The 23,129-nt window shown below is 42.6% G+C and carries 19 protein-coding genes and 3 pseudogenes; 9 read left to right on the top strand and 13 right to left on the bottom strand.

What is annotated here, in order from left to right:
- Positions 1–300 precede the first annotated feature (300 nt).
- Entirely contained in the window at positions 301–1,644 is a 1,344-nt protein-coding gene (gdhA, locus tag NI467_RS12665; protein WP_174660066.1) for an NADP-specific glutamate dehydrogenase, read from the bottom strand.
- Positions 1,645–1,993: 349 nt separating this feature from the next.
- Here gdhA and NI467_RS12660 point away from each other — a divergent pair, with 349 nt between their 5' ends.
- Together NI467_RS12660 and nth are read left to right on the top strand one after the other, a co-directional pair.
- Positions 1,994–2,785 carry an RnfABCDGE type electron transport complex subunit B gene (locus NI467_RS12660; protein ID WP_151203301.1) on the top strand — a complete coding sequence of 264 codons (792 nt, stop codon included), beginning with the start codon at positions 1,994–1,996 and terminating at the stop codon, positions 2,783–2,785.
- A gap of 3 nt (positions 2,786–2,788) precedes the next feature.
- Positions 2,789–3,493, top strand: coding sequence for an endonuclease III (gene nth / locus NI467_RS12655; protein WP_253153272.1), 705 nt, complete (start codon positions 2,789–2,791; stop codon positions 3,491–3,493).
- Positions 3,494–3,797: 304 nt separating this feature from the next.
- On the opposite strand, the gene NI467_RS12650 is transcribed toward nth, so the two are convergent.
- From NI467_RS12650 to NI467_RS12635, 4 genes are all read right to left on the bottom strand, one after another.
- Positions 3,798–4,004 (bottom strand): hypothetical protein, encoded by a 207-nt coding sequence (locus tag NI467_RS12650; protein WP_151206145.1) that lies wholly within the window; start codon positions 4,002–4,004, stop codon positions 3,798–3,800.
- 85 nt (positions 4,005–4,089) lie between these two features.
- Entirely contained in the window at positions 4,090–4,749 is a 660-nt protein-coding gene (adk, locus tag NI467_RS12645) for an adenylate kinase (RefSeq protein WP_151203298.1), read from the bottom strand.
- 75 nt (positions 4,750–4,824) lie between these two features.
- Complete coding sequence (locus NI467_RS12640) at positions 4,825–6,141, bottom strand: hypothetical protein (protein WP_253153270.1); 1,317 nt, start codon at positions 6,139–6,141, stop codon at positions 4,825–4,827.
- Positions 6,142–6,206: 65 nt separating this feature from the next.
- The gene (locus NI467_RS12635) at positions 6,207–6,725 is read right to left on the bottom strand and encodes a hypothetical protein (protein ID WP_151203296.1); all 519 of its coding nucleotides are present in this window, start codon (positions 6,723–6,725) and stop codon (positions 6,207–6,209) included.
- Positions 6,726–6,961: 236 nt separating this feature from the next.
- Between NI467_RS12635 and mrdA the strand changes: the two genes are divergently transcribed.
- Positions 6,962–8,998, top strand: coding sequence for a penicillin-binding protein 2 (mrdA, locus tag NI467_RS12630; RefSeq protein WP_253153268.1), 2,037 nt, complete (start codon positions 6,962–6,964; stop codon positions 8,996–8,998).
- Positions 8,999–9,000: 2 nt separating this feature from the next.
- Positions 9,001–9,561: a 16S rRNA (guanine(966)-N(2))-methyltransferase RsmD gene (gene rsmD, locus NI467_RS12625; RefSeq protein WP_151203294.1), complete on the top strand. Its 561-nt coding sequence runs from the start codon at positions 9,001–9,003 to the stop codon at positions 9,559–9,561.
- An 89-nt stretch (positions 9,562–9,650) separates the two neighbouring features.
- Here rsmD and NI467_RS12620 read toward each other — a convergent pair whose 3' ends face one another.
- On the bottom strand, positions 9,651–9,881 hold the full coding sequence (locus tag NI467_RS12620; protein ID WP_151203293.1) for a hypothetical protein: 231 nt from the start codon (positions 9,879–9,881) through the stop codon (positions 9,651–9,653).
- Positions 9,882–10,127: 246 nt separating this feature from the next.
- On the opposite strand from NI467_RS12620, the pseudogene NI467_RS14940 reads away from it, so the two are divergent.
- The 3 genes and pseudogenes from NI467_RS14940 (at position 10,128) to NI467_RS12605 (ending at position 12,136) form a co-directional block, all read left to right on the top strand.
- Positions 10,128–10,833, top strand: a pseudogene (locus tag NI467_RS14940) (sulfite exporter TauE/SafE family protein).
- 64 nt (positions 10,834–10,897) lie between these two features.
- Positions 10,898–11,659, top strand: a complete 762-nt coding sequence (locus tag NI467_RS12610) for a 3-oxoacyl-ACP reductase (protein WP_151205977.1) — start codon at positions 10,898–10,900, stop codon at positions 11,657–11,659.
- A 153-nt stretch (positions 11,660–11,812) separates the two neighbouring features.
- Complete coding sequence (locus NI467_RS12605) at positions 11,813–12,136, top strand: hypothetical protein (protein ID WP_253153264.1); 324 nt, start codon at positions 11,813–11,815, stop codon at positions 12,134–12,136.
- A gap of 17 nt (positions 12,137–12,153) precedes the next feature.
- Here NI467_RS12605 and NI467_RS12600 read toward each other — a convergent pair whose 3' ends face one another.
- Entirely contained in the window at positions 12,154–12,735 is a 582-nt protein-coding gene (locus NI467_RS12600; RefSeq protein ID WP_151205975.1) for a 1-acyl-sn-glycerol-3-phosphate acyltransferase, read from the bottom strand.
- 963 nt (positions 12,736–13,698) lie between these two features.
- On the opposite strand from NI467_RS12600, the gene NI467_RS12595 reads away from it, so the two are divergent.
- The gene (locus NI467_RS12595; protein ID WP_253153263.1) at positions 13,699–14,211 is read left to right on the top strand and encodes a copper resistance protein NlpE; all 513 of its coding nucleotides are present in this window, start codon (positions 13,699–13,701) and stop codon (positions 14,209–14,211) included.
- 67 nt (positions 14,212–14,278) lie between these two features.
- Here the strand turns inward: NI467_RS12595 and groL are convergent, their stop codons facing one another.
- The 4 genes from groL to NI467_RS12575 form a co-directional block, all read right to left on the bottom strand.
- Complete coding sequence (groL, locus tag NI467_RS12590) at positions 14,279–15,913, bottom strand: chaperonin GroEL (RefSeq protein ID WP_151203288.1); 1,635 nt, start codon at positions 15,911–15,913, stop codon at positions 14,279–14,281.
- Between the two features lie 71 nt (positions 15,914–15,984).
- Positions 15,985–16,275: a co-chaperone GroES gene (groES, locus tag NI467_RS12585; protein ID WP_067729023.1), complete on the bottom strand. Its 291-nt coding sequence runs from the start codon at positions 16,273–16,275 to the stop codon at positions 15,985–15,987.
- A 176-nt stretch (positions 16,276–16,451) separates the two neighbouring features.
- A complete protein-coding gene (locus NI467_RS12580) occupies positions 16,452–17,228 on the bottom strand; it encodes a metallophosphoesterase (RefSeq protein WP_151203287.1) in 777 nt (258 codons plus the stop codon).
- A complete protein-coding gene (locus NI467_RS12575) occupies positions 17,209–18,147 on the bottom strand; it encodes a diacylglycerol kinase family protein (RefSeq protein WP_253153261.1) in 939 nt (312 codons plus the stop codon). Before NI467_RS12575 ends, NI467_RS12580 begins: the two co-directional genes overlap by 20 nt.
- A gap of 416 nt (positions 18,148–18,563) precedes the next feature.
- Between NI467_RS12575 and NI467_RS12570 the strand changes: the two genes are divergently transcribed.
- Positions 18,564–20,393 (top strand): phosphoenolpyruvate carboxykinase (GTP), encoded by a 1,830-nt coding sequence (locus NI467_RS12570; RefSeq protein ID WP_253153259.1) that lies wholly within the window; start codon positions 18,564–18,566, stop codon positions 20,391–20,393.
- A gap of 227 nt (positions 20,394–20,620) precedes the next feature.
- Here the strand turns inward: NI467_RS12570 and glpD are convergent.
- Together glpD and NI467_RS12560 are read right to left on the bottom strand one after the other, a co-directional pair.
- Positions 20,621–22,123 (bottom strand): annotated as a pseudogene (gene glpD, locus NI467_RS12565) (glycerol-3-phosphate dehydrogenase); the annotation flags it as partial.
- Between the two features lie 403 nt (positions 22,124–22,526).
- Positions 22,527–22,915 (bottom strand): annotated as a pseudogene (locus tag NI467_RS12560) (tautomerase family protein).
- Positions 22,916–23,129: the final 214 nt, after the last annotated feature.

Raw genomic sequence — 23,129 nt, 5'->3', positions numbered from 1 at the left:
CTCATTGAGATGTGTCATAGTATTCGTCGTTAGAAAACAATTATTATGACATTATTTCAATGAGTTATCTATTTTTGTCGTGTACAGAGATCTCTGATATAAAAATTATAATGCTGAACTTTGGAAAAATTCGCATCGAAGTCAATTTAGAAGATCAAACTCCAACACTGTGATCAAGCTTCCACCCTGATCGAATGATATTTTAGAGTAACTGCCCTCGCTTAAGTCTGGACTGTTGTTTGTAAAGACAATAAAAAAACCGAGGTAAAATCCTCGGTTTTTATTTAGCTATATTCAGATTTAGAATACACCCTGTGCAAGCATCGCATCCGCTACTTTAACGAAGCCGGCAATATTTGCACCATTTACATAGTTCACAGTGCCATCTTCTTGCATACCGAATTTCACACAGTTACGATGAATTTCTTTCATGATTGCATGCAAGCGCTCATCGACTTCTTCAAATGTCCAACCTAAACGTAAAGCGTTTTGAGACATTTCCAAGCCGGAAGTGGCCACACCACCTGCATTTGAAGCTTTACCTGGCGCATAAAGAATTTTCGCTTCAACGAACTTCTCAACCGCTTCCAGCGTGGAAGGCATATTTGCACCTTCCGCCACACAGATCACGCCATTTGCTAGCAGAGCTTCAGCATCAGACTCATCCAGCTCATTTTGAGTGGCACATGGAAGCGCAATATCACACTTGATGGACCAAGGACGCTTACCCTCCAGATACTCAAAACCATGCTTGGAAGCAAATTCGGAAATACGGCCACGTTTTACGTTTTTCAGTTCCATCACTTCAGCCAACAAGGCATCCGTAAAGCCGTCTTTAATGTATACCGTACCCCCCGAGTCAGAGAGTGAAACAACTTTAGCACCCAAATACATCGCTTTTTCAGCGGCATACTGTGCAACGTTACCTGAACCTGAAATGGTCACCACTTTATCTTTGAAGCTTTCGCTACAGCTCTTAAGCATTTCCTCAGCGAAATACACAGCTCCGTAGCCTGTTGCTTCTGGACGAGCCAGTGAGCCACCGAAAGTCAGACCCTTACCGGTGAATACACATGAAGTGTCATTGCTGAGCTTCTTCATCATACCCGCCATATAGCCCACTTCACGACCGCCTACACCAATATCGCCCGCAGGAATATCGGTGTCCGACCCTAAATGACGGTATAACTCAATCATCAGAGACTGGCAGAAACGCATGATTTCCCCTTCTGACTTGCCCTTAGGATCAAAGTCGGAACCACCTTTACCACCGCCCATAGGCAATGTAGTCAGGGCATTTTTAAATGTTTGTTCAAAGCCCAAGAATTTCAGGATAGACAGGTTCACCGATGGGTGAAAACGCATGCCACCTTTAAATGGACCAATCGCTGAGTTATATTGCACGCGAAAAGCACGGTTGACATGGGTTTGACCTTGGTCATCCACCCAGGCAACACGGAACTGGATCACGCGCTCTGGTTCAACTAGACGTTCAAGCAAACCGTGGGCTGCGTATTGTGGATTTTTCTCGATAAATGGCCACAAGCTGGTCATCACTTCTTCAATCGCTTGAAGAAACTCTGGTTGATGTGCATCACGTGATTTTACGTAATCTAGGAACTCATTAAGTGTGTTGTATTTCAACGCTTAATCCTCAGCAGAAAATGGATCAAAATTGGTCAAATTTACAATCAATGTTAAATTTTGGCGCAAAATATTAAATATCTTTTGTAACTAATCTACAATACTTTTTTGAAAAAATCTTTAAAATTAATTTGATAACAAATATTTATACACATTATAAAAATTTTTCCTTTGTCAGAAAATGCTAATTGAGTCCATCCAGAATTCTGCCTTTATGTCTAAAAAACAAGGCACTAAATGCTAAAAAATCCTGCCCATCATGTGACTTTAAATTTATGTTAAAATTGAAAAAACGACATATTTTGTTTCACTTATACTAAAGCTCAAGCAAGAGCTGCTCTGGTTATTCATGACTTCGCAAATTTCTCTCATCCAGTCCATTGATGCTTTACTGCCCCAAACCCAATGTGGTTTATGTGGTCATCGTGATGGTTGCTTACCTTATGCCCAATCTATTGTTGAGGGTGAAAATGCAAATAAATGTGTACCAGGAGGACAGCCGGTTGCGGATGCTCTGGCCACATTATTAAATCGCACTAAACTTCCGGCCGAAAAAAGTGTCTGGCCGATCCAGGCCGATGGCCGGCCACAGCGGATGAAAGCGGTTATTCGTGAAGATGAATGCATTGGTTGTACCAAATGTATTAGTGCATGTCCGGTAGATGCAATTATTGGTTCAGGCAAACTCATGCATACAGTTTTGACTGAGCTTTGCACCGGCTGTGAATTATGTATTCCTCCTTGCCCGGTCGACTGCATTGATCTGGTCGAGGATCAGCAGCCTTTAGCTACAGATGCACAGCGTATCACTGAGCAGGATGACCTGCGTCAACGTTACTATGCACATATCCAGCGTGAAGAGAAACGCCGAATGAACCGCAAGGGTCCAGTTGTACGGGCTGAAATCAATACTGCCCTATTTGCACAATTTTCTGCCCAGGTTGAGCAGGTTCCGGCTATTGAAGTTATCCAGAAACCGGCAGATGAGGTGGTCATCTCCGATGCGCAAACGACGATTGAACTTGCCAAACTCCGCACGCAAATCAAGAAGTTGGAAAAACAGCTTTCTGTACGTGAAAATGAACAGAAACGTATACAGCTTGAGGAATTACAGCAGAAATTACAGGGATTACAAGGATAAAATATGAGTACCGCAAGTCATAAACCTGTAAAAAACATGACTAAGAAACAGGTTCAAATCTTTTTTGAGCGCTTAAGAGCGCAGCGACCAGATCCCAAAACTGAACTGAATTATTCTAGCCCATTTGAACTGTTGGTGGCCGTAACCCTGTCTGCCCAAGCAACCGATGTCAGCGTGAATAAAGCCACCGACAAACTGTTTCCAGTGGCCAATACTCCCGAAGCAATTTATGCCTTGGGCGTAGACGGCTTAAAGGAGTATATCAAAACCATTGGTTTATATAATTCAAAAGCGGTTAACGTCATTAAAGCCTGTGAAATACTCATCACGAAATATAATAGCGTAGTACCGGACAATCGTGCTGATCTGGAAGCTCTGCCCGGCGTAGGCCGCAAAACCGCCAATGTGGTGTTAAATACGGCTTTTGGTCAGCCGACCATGGCAGTCGATACCCATATTTTCCGGGTAGGTAATCGTACAGGTCTGGCCGTGGGTAAGAATGTACTGGAAGTAGAACACTGTCTGGTGAAAGTCATTCCCAAGGAATTTATTGTCGATGCCCATCACTGGCTAATTCTGCATGGCCGCTACTGTTGTATCGCACGCAAGCCTAAATGTTCTGAATGTGTTGTCGCCGATGTCTGCAACTGGCCGGACCGTTTTGAATTTGGCGCAGGCCAAGCCATTCCAGTAAAAAGTATTGATTAATCTTTTCAGTTAAGTTCTGAGGAAATGAAAAGCTCTTATAAATTGCTTGTCTTTGGTTAACGCCGAGAGTAGAGAGTCATCATGCAGAATAGTTTGAAGTGGGGTTTGTGAATAGAGTTCATCTCAGAACAATCAGCCTGAATAATGGTGTCGGGCTGGGTAATAAGGAATTTTATACATACCAGGCTTTCCCCGCCAAGTCAGCAGAAGTGAGTTGGAAACTAAGGAAAAAATCGAGCGCCTAGCGTTAAAAAATATAATTCTTGCATCCTTTACTCCTCAGCTGACTTTTTGTTTCCGGTATTTATTTCTTGTCTTGCTCAGCTTGTTCTTGCTTGGCCCGATCAAGTTCAGCTTGTAATTTTGGATGCAGCTGACGCATAGGTACTTTACCCACATTTTCTGTGCGCTCTTCTTTCTGAACTTTTCTTAGCATTTTAAAGCTCAATACAAACAGGCCTACCAGGACAACCAAACAAAGTCCTATTCCAAGTAATATCGCAATTTCCACAGTGGTCAGCCCTTTCCAATCAACCATAAAAAAGAGCCCTAATATGACTTAGAGCCCTTTTAAAGTCAAAATTATCGAAAATCGATTATTTTGTTTGGTCCAGAACCGCGAAGAGATCAGCCTGAACATCTTCGATTGGACGTAAACCGTTTAGCTTGTCATAAGTCGGCGCATTTTCACCAGATGCTGCACGGCTCTGATAGAAGCTCACCAACTGTTCAGTTTCAGTGTGGTATGAACCCAGGCGCTTACGAATTGTCGCTTCCTGATCATCAGGACGTTGAACCAGATCTTCACCCGTTTCATCGTCTTTACCTTCCACCTTAGGTGGATTGTAAATAATATGATAAACACGACCAGAACCCGGATGCTGGCGACGGCCAGACAGACGTTTTACGATTTCTTCATCCGGTACATCAATTTCAATCACATGATCAATATCGATGCCTTCTTTTTCCAGCGCTTCAGCCTGTGGAATAGTACGTGGGAAACCGTCAAAGATACAGCCATTTACACAGTCAGGCTGTGCAATACGTTCTTTGACCAGTCCAATAATTAATTCATCAGAAACCAAACCGCCATTATCCATGACGTTTTTAGCTTGTAGACCTAATTCAGTTCCTTCACGAATCGCAGCACGGAGCATATCACCGGTTGAAATTTGTGGGATATTGTAGCGCTTACAGATCAACTGAGCTTGTGTACCTTTACCTGCTCCAGGTGGTCCGAGTAAAATAATGCGCATATATAAACATCCTCATTTAAACAATATGTATGACGCCACGACCACAATCCTCTGATTGTGTCCCCCGGCATCTCATTATAAGAAAGCCACAAACAAATGGATTAAACCCGCAATAAAACCGGTGACACCACCCAATACAATCAGGATCCATTCGTCTTCCTGAAATGCAGGACGTAACAGATTCTGAAACTCCTTCGGTGTCAGCTCGCGTATGCGGTCTCTAAACATTTGATAGATCTTCTGTGCACGGCTCGCATTAAATGCAGGGTCGCATACAGGCACCATCGTAATTTCAATCGAGCGATCGATCAAGTCTGTCTTGAGTTTTGCATACTCTTTGGGTCCTAAAGACAACTGTAAAGAGGTCCGAACCAACGGTGTTTCCATAATTTCGTTAATATGGCGTTTGACAATACGGCGAGTCTTATCTTTTCGACTGCCATACATCATTTCAGTCATGATTGATTTTAGCGTAATCAGATCTTCTGTGACTACACTTGCAAAAACATCAGAGACTTCTTCCTGACGTTTCATAAAGGCACCTTGTATGTTATAGGTGCTAATTCGTGGAATTACCGGCTTGATCCAAGGGAAGCTGCGATCGGCAGTCCGGGCGAAGAATTGCGGATACTTGATATAGTGCGGCTCCACTGGATTAAATACCATCCAGATGGCAATCCAGTTGGTCAGAAAGCCCCAGATTGCTGCCCAGAACGGCACAGTCCAGTGCCAAGGCACCACAAACCATACTATCATCTGGAACAGACCAAAGAGCATTCCGATCAGGGCGCTAATATGCCAGATAAAGTTAATTTCTTTTTGCCCGACTTTAAGGAACATGCGTACCATTAAACGCCGGTCACCTTCCATTTGGCTGACCACCATCTCCCGCATATTGACCAGTGACTCGACGTTCATGGTCAGCTCGGTCACAAGTTCTTTTAAGGTACTTGGCAGCTGCTTATGGGCCTGGGCATAAATACGGCGTTTAATAGAATAAGGTAAATTTTCCCAAAGTACCGCATTACGGTCGATCATCACTTCATCAATCAGGTGCTCAAGCTCAAAACTCACCTGTTCACCAATAATACGAGCCATATCATCTGGATCCATGGCATTTAAAAACTCATGCAACGAGCCCAGTTTAGATAAAGTATTATCTGTGATAATTCCCGAAATACGTCCAGCTTTACGCGGTACGATCCCCTGCCATCCCACAGGTAGAGGGCCTATATGAAAACCCCAGAAGTTGATTGGATAAAACACCATTTTCAGTGCCATCCATACGTGTGCCCACGTTACAAATGCAGTGACCGGGATAATGCTGAGCACGGCCCAGAAATCCGGGCGATTCAAAAAGACTTGCCATAACTCGTTGACGTACTCAAGCATGCATAACTTCCATATTTAATTTTTTGTTCACAGTATACACGTATTAATAAAGTCAAATATTTTCTCTATAAACCGATACTTAAAGTATAGGAAAATTGTAGCCGCGGTTCAGTTTCAGCCACCACCCGGCCGTTTCGGTCTTCTAGTTTCTCACCTGCCCCTATCCCGATACTAAAGCTGCTGATCCGCTCTGAGTTCAGCAAGACGTAGGCCAGATCAACGCCTGCACCCAAGCGAGCTTTATCTTGGCGGTCTACCTGTTTAGTATCAATATGTCCTGCATAAGCTCCAATATAATAACCATTTTTATCTTTACCTGTGAGGTGGGCCGGGTAACGAAAGCCAACTTGTGCTCCCACAGTCTTGTCATCGTTGATAAAGACACCACCTTTCACATAAGCAATCCCATAAGGATTCACCCATTCAGTATTTAAATGGAGCATTTTCTGGGTCAACCCTGCTCCGATATTCCAAGTTTTGGGTTGCTGATCATTTAACTGGGCCTGCCTGTGATTGTCCTGGGCATAGGCAGAACCCGCAACTGCCCATAAAGCACACATTAACAAAGGGTAAACTTGGTTCATTCCTTCACCATCATCCTTAATTATATTTTTTGGTAGAGCTCTATTTTTATTTAATTTCGACTTTAGCAGAATTATCCAGACTGTTATAGGCAGCAGCTTATAATTTTCATGTCTACAAAGTCAAAACGTCGTCGCCATCTCATTTTGCAGCTGTTTTTTCGTTATCAAATTAAGAACAGTTGCGTTAGAATACTCCACTTTGATTCTTTTCTCTCAGGTCTTAAGTCGATCGCGTTATGAAGCAGCACTTTCCTTTAAAAAATGCACAACAAGAAAAGCGCATCTATCGCAATCGGGTCATGATTTCGTTTGGAATCGTCATTTTCTTTATGCTGCTGCTGGTATGCCGCTATGCTTACCTGCAAATTTTTAATTTTGAAACTTTTTCCACGGCTTCTGACCAGAACCGGATTCGCCTGCAACCTTTAGCGCCCGCACGGGGATATATCTATGACCGTAATGGGGTGCTTTTAGCCGATAATTATCCAGTTTTTACAGCAACGTTAAGCCGTGCAGATGTCAAGGATATTGACCAGACTATTGAGCAACTCAAGCCAATTTTAGACCTGAGCGAAGAAGATATCCAAGGTTTTCAGAGCCGGATTAAAACCGCTCGTCGTACCGAACGGGTCTCGATTAAACTGAACCTGAATGAAAGTGATATTGCACGTTTTAGTGAAGTGAAATATCAGTTCCCAGGTGTCAACATTGAGACCCAGATGACCCGCTATTATCCGCATGGTGAGCTGTTTGCTCATGTCATCGGTTATGTAGGCCGTATTAATGACAAAGAACTCAAGTCGATCGATAAAGACCTGTATGCCGGCACCAACCTGATCGGGAAGATTGGGGTAGAAAAATCCTACGAGGAATTACTGCACGGAGTTCCGGGCAATGAATCGGTTGAAGCCGATGCCTTTGGTAATGTATTGCGTCATCTCGGCCGTAAAGACCCAGTCCGTGGCAATGACCTGTTCCTGTCCTTGGACTATGGCCTGCAAGTTGTTGCCTCAGAGCAGCTGGCTGGACGCCGTGGTGCCATTGTGGCCATGAATCCGAAAACTGGAGAAATTCTGGCCCTGGTCTCTAGCCCCAGCTTTAACCCGAACCTGTTTGTAACCGGAATTAGCCACAAGAACTATAGTGCATTAAGGGATAACCTCGACCAGCCGCTTTATAACCGTGCTGTACAAGGGGTCTATCCACCAGGTTCCACCATTAAACCCATGTTTGGACTGGGCGGGATTCATTATGGTTATGTGGACTGGGATACCACCATTTCTGATCCGGGTTATTTTAGCCTGCCTGGCGATAGTCACCGTTTCCGTGATCATAAAAAGACCGGGCATGGTGCAGTCGATATGCATAAGGCACAGAATGTTTCCTGTGATACCTATTTTTATGTGCTGTCCTATCGCATGGGTATTGAAAAAATGGATACCTGGATGCGCCAGTTCGGTTTTGGTGAAAAAACCGGTGTAGATCTGCCCAGTGAAAGTTCAGGACTTTATCCTAACCCGGATTGGAAAATGCGTACCCGAAATGCTAAATGGCTACGCGGTGAAACCATTTCAGTCAGTATTGGTCAGGGCGCATTTACTGCAACCCCTTTACAGCTCGCGATGGCGACAGCTATTACTGCCAACCATGGCAATAAAGTCGTTCCGCACGTACTGCGAGAAAGCCGTGGTGCAAAATCTTTCCAGGTACATAATGGCACGCATGGCAAAATTGAATTTAATGGAAGCGATGAAGACTGGATTAAAATGCGTGATGCCATGGTTGACGTCATCCAGACTGGGACCGGCCGTGGGATTCGTGGGGGCTTACAGTATTCAATTGCAGGTAAAACCGGAACGGCACAGGTTAAAAGTATTGCTCAAGGAAAGCGCTATAACGAAGCCTTACTGAATGAACGTCAGCTTGACCACGGTTTATTCGTCGGTTTTGCGCCAGCAGAAAGTCCTGAAATTGCCATTGCAGTGATTCTGGAAAACGGCCGCGGTGGTAGTGCGGCTACAGCACTTGCCCGTCCGATCTTCGACTATTGGCTGCTGCACAAGGATAAAAATCCAGTACGTCCACACAACCATCAGTTAAGTGGTGGCCTGATGACTGCGGGGATCAAACCTGGTGAATTGCCAAGTGGTGAAAGTCTGCTCAGTCCAAATTCAGCAGGCACAACGAATACATCTGACAACGCGGCAGCTTCTCCCCCAGAAAACACTTCAGCTCCCGCAACCCCTGCACCTGCTTCTATAGAGCGAGATTAACCATGAAAAATCAGCTTCGTATTATTGGAGGTGACTGGAAACGCCGGCAACTGGCTTTTGCCAGCATTGAAGGGCTTCGTCCTACGCCAGACCGCGTTCGTGAGACTCTGTTCAACTGGCTCATGTGGGATATTCAGAATGCTGTTGTCCTGGACCTGTGCACAGGCTCGGGAGCATTATCCTTTGAAGCGCTGTCACGCGGTGCTGCTCAAGTGGTCATGATTGAACCTGACCGTACTCAGGCGCAGTTTTTAACCAATAATCTTGAGCTGTTAAAAGTCACCAAGTCACGTGCCCAGTTAAAAATTGCTACGGCGCAGCAAGCGTTGACAAATATAAAGCAGCAATTTGACCTGGTCTTTCTGGACCCCCCTTATGGCCTAGACTTATGGGAAGAATTGGCTCAGCAAGCAGATCCGCTGATTAAGTCTGAAGCTTATATTTATGTCGAAGCAGACAAGGACTTACATCAGCTGAAGCTTCCGGCTTCATGGCATTTAATTAAAACGACCAAAGCAGGTATGATCCGGGCGGGATTGTATCAGAAAAATGTAAATGCATAGTGATCGAAAAAAATCATAAAAAAGGATTCCAGTATGGAATCCTTTTTAAGTAATTACATCGTCAAGTTAAAAACTAAGCCATAACCTGCTTAACGGTCACGACGCCAGTCACGGTTGTCCCGATCATGTTTCCAGTCCCGATGATCTTTATGTTTCCAGTCGCGGTCACCATGTTTTCGGTCATAGTGGCGGTCACCATGATTCCGATCATATTGTCCATGACGGTCTTTATTGTAACGATAATCACCATCATCATAAGGGTCAACCACACAACCGGTGACAGAGATTGCCAATATAGACAGTAATATGATTCTTTTCATATTCATCCCCTCTTACTTCATTATTTAGTATCGAATGATTTAATGGAGAATAAACGTGATGATTGTTGTACTGTTGTAGCTTTTATTCACTACTTATGCGTACAGAGATTCAGGCGAATCTGACCGCAGCCTTCAGGTATCAATCCAGTGAAATATAAACTTGGATTTTGCAGGAATCTGCTAAAACTATTTACCTCTATATAAGCACTTCATTTTACGACCTTGCTGGTTTTTATTGTAGGCGCCATGATTGCAGCTTTCGTTCAAGGCCTGACCGGTTTTGCCTTGGCTTTAATTGCCCTGTCATTCTGAATCTGGGTTTTGTAGCCCAACCAGCAGCCCCTTAGAGGTATGCCCCGCTGTCTGGAGTCATCTCATTTGTCTAAGTCAGGAACAACACCAGTCAGTTTTACCCGGATAGCTTGGCTTGATCTGCCTGATTTATTAGCAGGATGAATCGGAATCCCACTCGGTATTTGTTTATTCCACATCATTCAAGCCAATACTTTTAAATTGGTGCTGGGAATATTTTTGATTCTCTGGTCACCGATAATGCTACTGCCCCCCCACTAGCCGCGCTTGAATGTCCAGGAAAAGTCATTGACAGCGTGATCGGCTTTATAGGTGGCATTTTAGGAGGGTTAAGTTTATTTTTCGGTTCCTTCAACCTAAATAATGATTAGACAACGACACAGAGCAGCACAGCCTAATATCCTGCGTCATTTTAATCTTTCTATTCAGCTGTTTAGCCTCGGGGCTTATTGGCAGTCATTTCTCTTCTCTGGCAATTCTCATGATTTTTGTCCTCTCTGCCATTTTGGGTGCCAAGTTGCTTTATCACATTTTTGAACTGGTCTTTAAGCGGATTATTTTAGAGCGGTTGTTCAGTGCCGGCAGGTTTTCTGCTCATGGGCCAGCTGATGTAAATCAGACGATCCAGATTATTTTCTAAAACTTGGACAGTATTCCTAGAACTGTTATGGTAGGTTCATGTTCAGTAACTTCAGATAAAATTCATGCAAATTCGTGATCAGATTGTTCTTGTGACTGGCGGTGCCCGCGGTCTTGGTCTAGCTATTTCTCATGCCCTGCTTTCCGAAGGTGCGCGTGTGGTGGTGAATTATCATAATAGCCAGCAAGCAGCTGAACAGTTGGCCCAACAGTATCCTGAGCAAGTTTTTATCTATCAGGCCGATGTAACACAAGCTGATCAGGTTAATGCCATGTTTGCGGCTGCTAAAAACCATTTTAATGAAGCGATTCATGCCGTGGTCAATAATGCTCTGATCCAGTTTGAATTTAATGGCGATGCGCGTCCTAAAGTAGAGCAACTGACTTGGGACATGATGCAACGCCAGCTGAGCGGAGCAGTACAGGCCGCTTTAAATACGACTCAAGCTGCGCTACAAGATATGCAACAAAACCGCTTTGGCCGTATTGTCAATATCGGGACGAATCTGGTGCAGAACCCGGTGGTGCCTTATCATGACTATACCGCTGCAAAAGCTGCCCTACTGGCATTTACCCGCACCACCGCTCAAGATCTGGGACAGTATGGTATACATGTCAATATGCTCTCAGGTGGGTTATTACAAAAGACCGATGCCAGCAAAGCCACACCAGATGCTGTGTTTGACTTGATCGCGGCTTCTACGCCGATGGGCCATGTGGTATCACCCGAAGAATTTGCTGCGGCTATTCTTATGTTCCTGTCTCCTTATGCACGCGCAGTCACAGGACAAAACCTGATTGTAGATGGCGGTTTGGTAAAAGGCTAAGGTCTGTACAACGAAAGCACTTAAAGCCAGCCACTGGCTTTAAGTTAAGAGGTCAATTTCCTAGTTTTTAACCAGTTATTTAAATTTAGAGAGGTTAAATAAGATTTTTAATTTACACTATTCACTTTCTTACCAAACCTACCTATTTTTATTATGAAAACTATCACAGCATTGCTCGGTAGCATCTTACTGGCAGGTTGTATGTCTAGTGATCTTAAAAAATCAGAACAGATGCTCGATAACTTTCGCTGCACCAAGATTGAAACCTCACAAATGTCAAACAATGCAGTGACGGACTATTATCAGCAGTCACTTTACAGCACCAAAGCCAAAGCTGAATCCTATATTCAGCAATATCAGCAAGGTCAAAAGCTATTTGATATTTCCTTAACCGAAGTAGTCCAGCAGCAATATGATCTGTATAAAGATGCCTGCCAGAATCTCGGAGGCATCTTGACTACCCAGCATCACCCCTGAACTCAGCTTGTATCCGGTTAAGCTGCATAACGCTGGTCGATGCTGAATTTTTCAGGAAATTTCGGTTGAATGTTGACATAAAAGGCCATAATTTCAGCCATATCCTGTTCATAATTTCCAGTTGGGTAGATAATTTTCCCTACACCTGCCTCTTTTTTCTCATAATCCATATAGGCCAAGGCAATAGGCACACCAGCATTGATTGCTACATGATAAAAACCGGTTTTCCATTGCTCCTGACGGGAACGCGTACCTTCCGGAGTAATCAGCATTACCAGTTTAGGATGTTCTTTAAACAAGTCACTCATGACCTGAACCATACTTGGACGCGGCTCACCTGGCTGCTTAGGACAGCGATTAATACCAATACCCCCCATCGCCCGTACAAACGGTCCAAATGGAAGTTTCATATAGCTGTCTTTAATCGTCAGGCGGACATTCACCCTCAACGCTTTTAAAGCCAGACGCGCATAAAGTGCATCCCAGTTGCTGGTATGGGGTGCTGCGATCATCACGCATTGATCTAGGTCTTCCGGCCATTGATTATCAGTTTTCCAGCCCATTAAATTCAGAGTTTTTTCAGCCCACTTTTCAAACACGATAGGTCACAATCATTCGCAAAAATTCGGCACAGTCTAACAACAAAGTAAAATATAGATAGAGTGAAATGTACACAAAATAGACAATTAATTTATATTTGTATTTTAAATTTAAACAAGAGATTTTTCTTTTTGCTAGGGCGTGTCCTCATTTCATTTAACGAAGCAAATTACTCTGTATCTTGTTTAATAAATCAGCAATTCCTTCATTAAACATTCAATTTTAAGCATCTAAATAGTCATTTTTTGAACTATTTATCAAATGAGGACAGCCCCTAATCAATTACTTTTTTAATTGGGCTGATATCAAACTCTATAACCTTTTGGCTATTTTGCGATAACGCATATTTTTTATGCCACCCATCTCCCAATTTTCAGATAAAGACATTACAGGTTTCCGGAAAATTAACCGCACGCATAACAGCGCTAGTTTATTCGCTATTTTAGAAGATGGATGTACAAACAGGGTGAAGCTGATAGTTCTGATGATCTCGGTCATTCCGGCATAGACATCAGATTGTTAGCTTGGAATACGACCACTATTCAGTTTACAGCCCATCTTTCACCAGATACTCATGGTGGATTGGAACTTTCACATCCGGTAAATAGTTAGGCAATACCTTAAATCTGGATGATAGACGTTTAATTTTGACTGAATTTGGAATAAATAAGACGAATTATTTAACCCGCGTCCAACAATCTCCTGATCTGGCAGAAACCTGAAATCTGAAAATTTCCAGTTATTGACTTTCTATAACAATACTTATTATTTCATGCTGGATATAGCCGATTACATGCTGATGAAATTATTATACTTGCTGATATTTCCAAGATTCTTCAAATTATATTTGCTCAACTTCACTTGCTTCACCTACGGAATCAAACTTTAACAAGATCTCTCTTTTATATTTTCCCTGTCCTTTTAAGGTATTTAAAGTGCAATAAAAAACCAGGTGAACCTCAATGAAAAAAATTCTATTTTCCGCCCTGCTGACTGTAACGGTTGCAAGCTTAACCGCCTGTTCAAAACAGGAAGAACGTGACATGACCAATACCGAGCAGGCCGATTCAGTTCTCAATTCTTCTACCTCTTCAGAACCTGCAAGCGCTCAAAGCACATCCAGTACTGGCCTGACCGCCAGTGATCGTGCAGAAACTGCCCTAGATTGGGCAGGTGAATATGAGGGTGTTTTCCCCTGCGCAGACTGTGAAGGCATCAAGGTCGAACTCGAACTTCATCCCGATAAAACCTATGAATTAAAGGAAGAGTATCTCGGTAAAGGTAAAAACAATGAAACTGAAATTAAAGGCAGTTTCAGTTTTGACTCACAACAGCCTTCAATTATTATTCTGGATGCCAAGGCTGAAAACCGGAAATTTTTTGTAGGTGAAAATTTTCTTGAAGCGCGTAATCTTGAAAATGGTCAAAAAATCGAGAGCAAGCTGAATTATAAACTGCTTAAAAAAGCATCCTGATAATGCATCAGCTAAAAAAATCCCCGCATAAGCGGGGATTTTTTAGATCGAATGACCGGATGATGAATTACATCATGCCGCCCATGCCACCCATACCGCCCATATCTGGCATAGCTGGTTTTTCTTCTGGAATTTCTGTGATCATACACTCAGTGGTCAGCATCAAGCCAGCTACAGAAGCAGCATGCTCAAGCGCTGAACGAGTTACTTTTGCAGGATCAAGGATACCCATTTCCAGCATATCGCCATATTCGCCAGTTGCAGCATTGTAACCAAAGTTACCTTCACCGTTCTTCACTGCGTTGATTACAACAGATGGTTCATCACCTGCGTTTGCAACGATTTGACGAAGAGGTGATTCAATCGCACGACGAAGGATGTTAATACCTACATTCTGGTCATCGTTTATGCCAGTCACACCGTCAAGTGCTTTTGCTGCACGTACTAGCGCAACACCACCACCAGCAACAACACCTTCCTCAACCGCTGCACGAGTTGCATGAAGCGCATCATCTACACGGTCTTTCTTCTCTTTCATTTCTACTTCAGTTGCAGCACCGATCTTGATAACTGCTACACCGCCTGCCAGTTTAGCAACGCGTTCCTGAAGTTTTTCCTTATCGTATTCAGAAGTAGATTCTTCGATTTGCGCACGGATTTGCTGTACACGGTCAGCAATTTGAGCTGCATCACCAGCACCATCCACAATGACCGTATTTTCTTTAGACACTGTGACTTTGTGTGCAGTACCAAGGTGTTCAAGCGCTGTTTGATCTAACTGCATACCGATTTCTTCAGAAATTACAGTACCGCCAGTTAAAATCGCGATGTCTTGCAGCATTGCTTTACGACGGTCGCCAAAACCAGGCGCTTTAACCGCACATACTTTAATGATGCCACGCATGTTGTTAACAACAAGTGTTGCAAGTGCTTCACCTTCAACATCTTCAGCAATGATCAGAAGCGGTTTACCTGTTTTTGCAACAGCCTCTAATACAGTGATGAGTTCACGGATGTTGCTGATTTTTTTATCAACCAACAAAATGAACGGGTTTTCCAGTTCAGCTGTTAAAGTATCTTGCTTGTTTGCAAAGTATGGAGAGATATAACCGCGGTCAAACTGCATACCTTCTACAACATCAAGCGAATCTTCAAAGCCTGAACCTTCTTCAACAGTGATCACGCCTTCTTTGCCCACTTTTTCCATTGCTTGCGCAATCAGTTTACCTACAGTGGTGTCAGAGTTTGCAGAGATCGAACCAACCTGTTCAATTGCTTTAGAATCAGATGCTGGCTTGGCAGTTGTTTTGATATTTTCAACCACAGTTCTTACTGCAAGGTCGATACCGCGTTTCAAGTCCATTGGGTTCATACCCGCAGTTACAGACTTGATCCCTTCGTTCAGGATAGCTTGAGCCAATACGGTTGCAGTTGTTGTACCGTCACCTGCGATGTCATTGGTTTTTGAAGAAACTTCGCGAACCAGCTGCGCACCCATATTTTCAAATTTGTCTTTTAGGGTGATTTCTTTTGCAACAGAAACACCATCTTTAGTGATGTGCGGTGCGCCAAAAGAACGGTCGATTACAACGTTACGGCCTTTAGGACCTAACGTTACTTTCACCGCATCTGCAAGCGTATTGACACCAGCAATCATTTTGCTGCGAGCTGAATCACCAAATTTTACGTCTTTAGCTGACATAGTTGACTCCGAATATTTTTAATAGCTTTACAAAATCTGATATGGAATGTGTAAGACTGTATTTAGCGAAATTAAGCTTCTAGCACCGCTAAAATATCAGACTCTTTCATAATTAATAGTTCTTCACCATCCACTTTTACAGTTGTGCCGGCATAAGTACCGAACAATACTTTATCGCCAACTTTTACATCTAATGCGCGTACGCCATTGTCAGTGATCTGACCATTACCTACTGCAATAATTTCCCCTTGTGCCGGTTTTTCTGCAGCAGAACCTGGAAGTAAAATACCGCCAGCTGTTTTAGTTTCTTCTTCAACACGACGAATAACAACGCGGTCATGTAATGGACGAATGTTGCTCATATTTAACTCCATCAGACTAAGTCTTTTTGATTACTGATAATGACTTCGTTATTCCCTGGGTCACTATCAAAACTTTTAGATGTCACTTTTATGGAGATGGAATAAAACGCTTCAAGGGTAAAAATAAAAAAAATTTCGTTTTTTTTGATATTTTTTGATCAATTACATCATTTCGTCTATTTATTCAGCGCATCGGGGTGCAATACAAAGTTTTTAGTTTGCTCATCAAATAAATATTGAGAAATTTTTCCTGCTGCATCAATCAGATTAAAACTGTTTGGTTGGCTTTTATGGAGCCGATGCGAGGTAGAAGTTCCAGCGTGTACATCATAAACGGGATGATCTACCCCAAGCCTAAACATGCAGTTTAGGTCATAGCTGGCTGGCTGATGTAGATGACCATGCAAGACCGCGAACAGGCCATGTCTGGCCCAAGCCTCCAAGGCAATCTTGGCCATGAGTGGGCTATCTTTAAAACCGCGCTTATTGTGAAAAGGCACATAAAAAGGTTGATGGCTCACAATAATTTTGATCTTAGAGGAAGGTGCCTGTGCCAACTTCTGATCAATGCGCTGAATCTGCTCAAGCGATAAATGCCCTTTGGTATGATAGCGACGCCGGATTGAATTCACTCCGATCAGATAAAAATTTTCCGTTTCGAGGGTGGGCTCCAGTTCACGGAAAAAAAACTGATAACGGGTAAAAGGACTAAAGAGGCGATTCCATAAATGATAAAGCGGAATATCATGATTGCCGGGAATGACCAGATAAGGTGTACTGAGCTGATCCAGAAATCGTTTGCAGGCATAAAATTGTGCAAACCTGGCGCGCTGGGTCAAATCTCCGCTCACCACGACCGCCTCCAGAGGATGAGCCTGACAGAACTGACGGATCGCCTCCAGACACTCAGGTCTTTCTGTTCCAAAATGCAAATCAGAGAGATGTAGAATCATAAGGCACCAAAACGCTTAGGCTATTTTTAAGGACAGCAATATTGAGAGGCGGTGTCATTTCTACAGTTTCTCCATCTATGGCCACCATCAGCTTGTGACGCCCTGCTTTAATACAGACATGATCTGCTGCAAAACTGTAGACGTCCGAAGCCTGATCAATCTTGCCTCTAATTAGCTGATAAACCAGTCTGAATAAAGTCAGCTTATCGCTTTTGGCCACCACCACCCCAGCGACTTTACCCTGCTCTGCTGCCTGAGCAATCCGCATTTTCATTTCTTCCAGCTGCAAAGGGTTATTTCCAAAAAAGATCAACGGCGTTTTTACCGGATATTTTTTCTGGTCAATCCAGATTTCCAGCTTGAGTTCCTTATGATTACGAATCAACACATCCAGTGCTGAGGTATAAGCATGCAAAGGCAAACGCCCAAAAAGACGATTATAATCTTCTCTTTTTTTGATAAATAAAGGATATAAGCCCAGACTGGCATTATTCAGGTAAATGTTCTGATTAATTTGTGCCACATGAATCCGCTTAGCTTGACCTGTGACAATCACCTGGGCCGCTTCAAGCAGCTCTAAAGGAATATGTAATCTTCGGGCAACATAATTAAACGTGCCCATTGGCAAAATCCCAACAGGAATGGGGGTATTAAGCAAATACTTGGCGACTGCATTTAAAGTACCATCACCGCCAGCCGCGACCACAATGCCTTTGTCAGATGCCTGAGAGTGTCGTTCCAGCACCTGCTGCATAATCAGTTTAAATTGTTCTGGAGTATTAATTTCAAAAGCCTGAGTGTCATAGCCATGCGATGCAAAAATATTAGTCAGCTCTGTATACAGCTCTTGCTGACCTGTAATACGAAAGCCTGAATTATGATTATAAATAATCGATAGAGGTTTAGATTGCTTAGACATTTTTCGCTTAAATATACTGACACCTTTAGGCATTTTGTCGAATTCATAGACAATTAAAAGGTGCTTTATGTAAAATTCAAATCACAGTCATTCATTTAATCAATAAATGAGTGAGAACAAATATTTAATATAAGCCATTGATAAATAATATAATCAATTAAATAAATACTGCACATAAAAATACAAAATAACAATTAAAATCAAAGATATCCTTCTTATGTGGTTGTTTTACATCAACTTAATCAATGAGCAGCATTATATTCCAAAAAAAATCTAGCGCGCCTTTAGTCTTATTTTTTTTATGATTTTATGCTTTAATACAGCCACTTTTTTTTCATATTTCATCTGAGCAGTTGCTGTATTGTTCAGATTGTACTTTGTACAACCTTTTGTACACATTTGAGATAGGCCTCACCATGACCCAAGTGAACGCACCAGAATTCGTTCGTCACCCTAAGCTTATTGCTTGGGTGGAAGAAATTGCTAATTTAACAAAACCAGCAAAAATTGAATGGTGTGACGGTAGCGCAGAAGAATATCAACGTTATATCGACTTGATGATCGCTAACGGCACAATGCAAGCGCTGAACCAAGAAACACATCCGGGTTCTTATCTTGCAAATTCTGATCCTTCTGACGTTGCGCGTGTTGAAGGTCGTACATATATCTGTTCAGAAAACAAAGAAGATGCTGGTGCAACCAACAACTGGGAAGCGCCTGCAGAAATGCGTGCTCGTCTGAACGGTTTATTTGATGGTTCAATGAAAGGCCGTACTTTGTATGTGGTTCCTTTCTCTATGGGTCCTTTAGGTTCTCATATTGCCCATATCGGTATCGAATTAACAGATTCTCCATACGTTGCAGTTAGCATGTCTAAAATGGCACGCATGGGTAAAGCTGTTTATGACGTATTAGGTACTGACGGTGAATTCGTTCCTTGCGTACACACTGTAGGTGCTCCGCTGGAAGAAGGTCAAAAAGATGTTGCATGGCCTTGCAACCCTGAAAAATATATCGTTCATTACCCAGAAACTCGTGAAATCTGGTCTTACGGCTCTGGTTATGGCGGTAACGCATTGCTGGGTAAAAAATGTCTTGCTTTACGTATCGCCTCTTATATGGGACGTGAACAAGGCTGGTTAGCTGAACATATGCTGATTCTTGGGGTAACGAATCCACAAGGTGAAAAGCACTATATCGCAGCTGCATTCCCTTCTGCTTGTGGTAAAACCAACTTTGCGATGCTGATTCCACCAGCAGGCTATGAAGGCTGGAAGATTGAAACCGTAGGTGACGATATTGCCTGGATCAAACCAGGTGAAGATGGTCGTTTATACGCAATCAACCCTGAAGCTGGTTTCTTCGGTGTAGCACCTGGTACAAATACCAAGACCAACCCGAACTGTATGGCCACGCTTCACAAAGACGTGATCTACACCAACGTTGCTGTGACTGACAACGGTGAAGTTTGGTGGGAAGGTCTGACCAAAGAAGCGCCTGCAAATCTAACCAACTGGAAAGGTCAACCCCATACCGGTGAAGAGAAAGCAGCGCATCCGAATGCGCGCTTCACTGTTGCTGCAGGTCAATGCCCATCTATCGATGCTGATTGGGAAAATCCGGCAGGTGTTCCTATTTCTGCATTCATCTTCGGCGGTCGCCGTGCAGACACAGTGCCTTTAATCTCAGAAGCTTTTGACTGGGTTGATGGCGTGTATAAAGCTGCAACTATGGGTTCTGAAACGACTGCTGCTGCAGTTGGTCAGCAAGGTATTGTGCGCCGTGACCCATTCGCAATGCTTCCATTTGCGGGTTACAACATGGCTGACTACTTCACGCATTGGTTAGAAATGGGCGAGAAAGTTGGTGCTAAAGCTGCTGCTGCGGGCAACAAACTTCCTGGCATCTACAATGTGAACTGGTTCCGCCGTGATGCTGAAGGCAACTTTGTATGGCCTGGTTTTGGTCAAAACATGCGTGTGCTTGAATGGATCATTGACCGTTGTGAAGGCCGCGCTGATGCAGTTGAAACTCCAATCGGTCGTGTTCCAACTTACGAACAGTTGAACTGGACTGGTGTAGACTTCACCAAAGAACAGTTTGATCTCGTGACTGCTCAAGATAAAGATCAATGGATCAAAGAGCTTGAAAGCCACACTGAACTATTCGACAAACTGGGTGAACGTTTACCAGAAGCGTTGAAAAAACGTCAAGCTGAGCTTTTAGAAGCAGTTAAATCAGCTTAATTATAAGTTAAAATGAAAAAAGACCGCTCATGCGGTCTTTTTTTGTCTATTTGACGACTTGAATGGATCAATGAACAAAAAATATAACAAGGGATTTTTTTAAAGCACTCATCCCAATAACCTGCTTACCTGGGCTATCCAGCTTCACTCTGGCTAACTCTACTATGTTCTAGCAACCCGTTGTGTACGTCTGTGCCCTTTTTTATTTTATGGCCAATTTCATTTGATCTTTTAATCATTAACTTTAGAAGATACTGATCTAAACGCGATATTTCATCCACATTAAATTGAAAACCAAGTTTGCTTCTACGCCATAAAATATCCTGACTGGTTCTGGCCCACTCCCGATCTACCAAATAATCGACTTCTTTGGCAAACAGGCCGTGACCAAAGTCTTCACCCAGCTCCTTCAAACTGGAAATATGCCCTAAAAACTGCCAGATTCGTGAACCATAAGCGTGAGCCCAGCGTGAGGCCAAGGGCAAAGGGATATTTTCCACACGCTGCATAATTTGCTGAATTAGAAGTTCCAGCGAAACCAGATTTTCAGCTCCAGGCAATAACGCTTTTTCAGTCCAAGGTTTTTTTATTTCAGGAAAGGTTACTGCCAAGTGCGCTATGGCTGCCTCCGCCAGCTTTCTATAAGTAGTGAGCTTCCCGCCAAATACTGAAAGCAAAGGCGCTTCATCCGGCTGCGGATGCGACAGTGCCAAAGTATAATCCCGGGTAATGGCCGATGGATTATCTGACTCGTCATCACATAAAGAGCGAACACCGGAATAAGTCGATAAAATATCTTCTGGACCTAACTGCTGCTTAAAGTGATCATTATAAACATCCAGCAAATAATTCATTTCCGGCTGAGTAATTTCAACCTGATCTAAATCGCCTTGATACTCATGATCCGTGGTTCCGATTAGCGTGTATTGCTCAAGATAAGGAATGACAAAAACAATGCGATGATCTTTATTTTGTAAAATAAAAGCCTTATCGCCATCATAAACTCTAGGCACAATAATATGACTGCCTTGAATCAGGCGTAGCCCATAAGGTGATTTCTGTTTTAAGCTTTTTTCAATAAACTGGGTTACCCAAGGTCCGGCAGCATTGACCAAAGCTTTCGCCTGTACCTGATAACTCCCTTGCGAATCTTCCAGATGAATTTTCCATAATTCATTTTCACGCTCAGCAGCTGTACAACGTGTTTGGGTGGCAATATAGGCTCCCAGCTCATGTGCCTGCATGGCATTTAAAATCACCAGACGGGCATCATCTACTGCACAATCCGAATATTCAAAACCCTGGGTTATGTCTTCCTTTAAAGGACTGCTAACAGCATCAAACCTAATATGTCGAGAACCTGCTAGCTTTTCCCGTTTTCCCAGATGATCATAAAAAAACAAACCCGTCCGAATGAGCCATGCAGGACGCAAATGCGGTTGATGAGGCATGATAAAACGAAGTGGATGAATAATATGCGGGGCTTTCGCCAACAGAATTTCCCGTTCGGCCAAAGCTTCGTGCACCAAACGAAATTCTTTATGCTCCAGATAGCGCAAACCACCATGAATAAGCTTGCTGCTTGCAGAAGAAGTGTGACTAGCTAAATCATCTTTTTCGCATAAAAAAACCGATAAGCCTCGGCCCGCAGCGTCAACCGCAATGCCAACACCATTGATACCGCCACCGACAATCACTACATCATAGACCGGATGATTCATCTGCATCATCACCTCCTTGGATCTGCTCAAACAGCATATTTAGATTTATTCTTGTTCTAATAGTGGGTTTTGCATCTAGCAAATTAACATTATTGAAAGGGAAATAATACTGAGAAACTGTCCTTTATTCTTCACATGTTCTCAATACTTCATATTTCCACCTCACTTTTGAGTATCTCATTCGGTTTATTTTCTACTCAGTCTCGACTATCAAAGGAAGTGCCGAAGTGTGACAGGGAATGATTTTAGAAATAGGAAAAATGAAATAGTACTTTATTTAAGACCCATCAAAATCAAAGATACTCCAAGAACTTGGTGTTGTACTTTAAATGTTAATCAGAATCATAAAAATAAGGGTTTAAGGCTACTTTTTTAATTCCACCTAATACCCACTATATCGATTGTATTAAAATCAAATATTTATCTTATAATTCAGCTGTAATTCATCCGCACTTTCCCCTCTAATCCCCCAGTTTTCTTTAGAGGTCTCAAATATAGTAATTTCAATATCATTTGAATCAATACCGCATAAATTGCTTATATTTTTGAACAAAGTCTTAATCAATGCTTTCTTAGTCTCTTTTGTTCTTCCATCAAACATAGAAATTTCAATAATTACATAAGATGTACTACGATCTGCTGGATAAATAAAATTTTTTGGTTCTAATGAAATAAAGCGTTGAAACTTTTTTCTTCAGGATATTTTAATTCTTTGACTAAAGCTTGATGAATAGCTTTACTTAAATTATCCCGATGTAATTCTATTGTTTCACTTAAAGCATAAACTTTTATTTGCGACATTATTTTTCTCTATGTTAAAAAAATTAATCTTAGCTTAACCTTCTCTTTATTAGATCTCTTTCATAAATCAAAAAACGATCTTCTTTTTGGTTAATATTTGCACTCCAGATTTCTTGGCATTCGTGCATAATCTGCGGATGAAATACATCGATTCAAAGAAGCTTTCTGAAACACAGTTCAAGCGATACACCGGCATCTCATGGTCAACCTTTGA

It is taken from the genome of Acinetobacter sp. S4397-1 (assembly GCF_024129285.1).
Lineage (GTDB): Bacteria > Pseudomonadota > Gammaproteobacteria > Pseudomonadales > Moraxellaceae > Acinetobacter > Acinetobacter lwoffii_C.
This window is presented reverse-complemented; position numbering and strand designations above follow the sequence as displayed.

Coding starts and splice junctions, on each gene's coding strand:
- mrdA (WP_253153268.1), top strand. CDS start 6,962: ATGAAGCAGCACTTTCCTTTAAAAAATGCACAACAAGAAAAGCGCATC.
- NI467_RS12605 (WP_253153264.1), top strand. CDS start 11,813: ATGAAAACTATCACAGCATTGCTCGGTAGCATCTTACTGGCAGGTTGT.
- rsmD (WP_151203294.1), top strand. CDS start 9,001: ATGAAAAATCAGCTTCGTATTATTGGAGGTGACTGGAAACGCCGGCAA.
- NI467_RS12610 (WP_151205977.1), top strand. CDS start 10,898: ATGCAAATTCGTGATCAGATTGTTCTTGTGACTGGCGGTGCCCGCGGT.
- NI467_RS12635 (WP_151203296.1), bottom strand. CDS start 6,725: ATGAACCAAGTTTACCCTTTGTTAATGTGTGCTTTATGGGCAGTTGCG.
- NI467_RS12620 (WP_151203293.1), bottom strand. CDS start 9,881: ATGAAAAGAATCATATTACTGTCTATATTGGCAATCTCTGTCACCGGT.
- adk (WP_151203298.1), bottom strand. CDS start 4,749: ATGCGCATTATTTTACTCGGACCACCTGGAGCAGGTAAAGGTACACAA.
- NI467_RS12660 (WP_151203301.1), top strand. CDS start 1,994: ATGACTTCGCAAATTTCTCTCATCCAGTCCATTGATGCTTTACTGCCC.
- NI467_RS12575 (WP_253153261.1), bottom strand. CDS start 18,147: ATGTCTAAGCAATCTAAACCTCTATCGATTATTTATAATCATAATTCA.
- NI467_RS12595 (WP_253153263.1), top strand. CDS start 13,699: ATGAAAAAAATTCTATTTTCCGCCCTGCTGACTGTAACGGTTGCAAGC.
- NI467_RS12640 (WP_253153270.1), bottom strand. CDS start 6,141: ATGCTTGAGTACGTCAACGAGTTATGGCAAGTCTTTTTGAATCGCCCG.
- nth (WP_253153272.1), top strand. CDS start 2,789: ATGAGTACCGCAAGTCATAAACCTGTAAAAAACATGACTAAGAAACAG.
- NI467_RS12580 (WP_151203287.1), bottom strand. CDS start 17,228: ATGATTCTACATCTCTCTGATTTGCATTTTGGAACAGAAAGACCTGAG.
- groL (WP_151203288.1), bottom strand. CDS start 15,913: ATGTCAGCTAAAGACGTAAAATTTGGTGATTCAGCTCGCAGCAAAATG.
- groES (WP_067729023.1), bottom strand. CDS start 16,275: ATGAGCAACATTCGTCCATTACATGACCGCGTTGTTATTCGTCGTGTT.
- NI467_RS12570 (WP_253153259.1), top strand. CDS start 18,564: ATGACCCAAGTGAACGCACCAGAATTCGTTCGTCACCCTAAGCTTATT.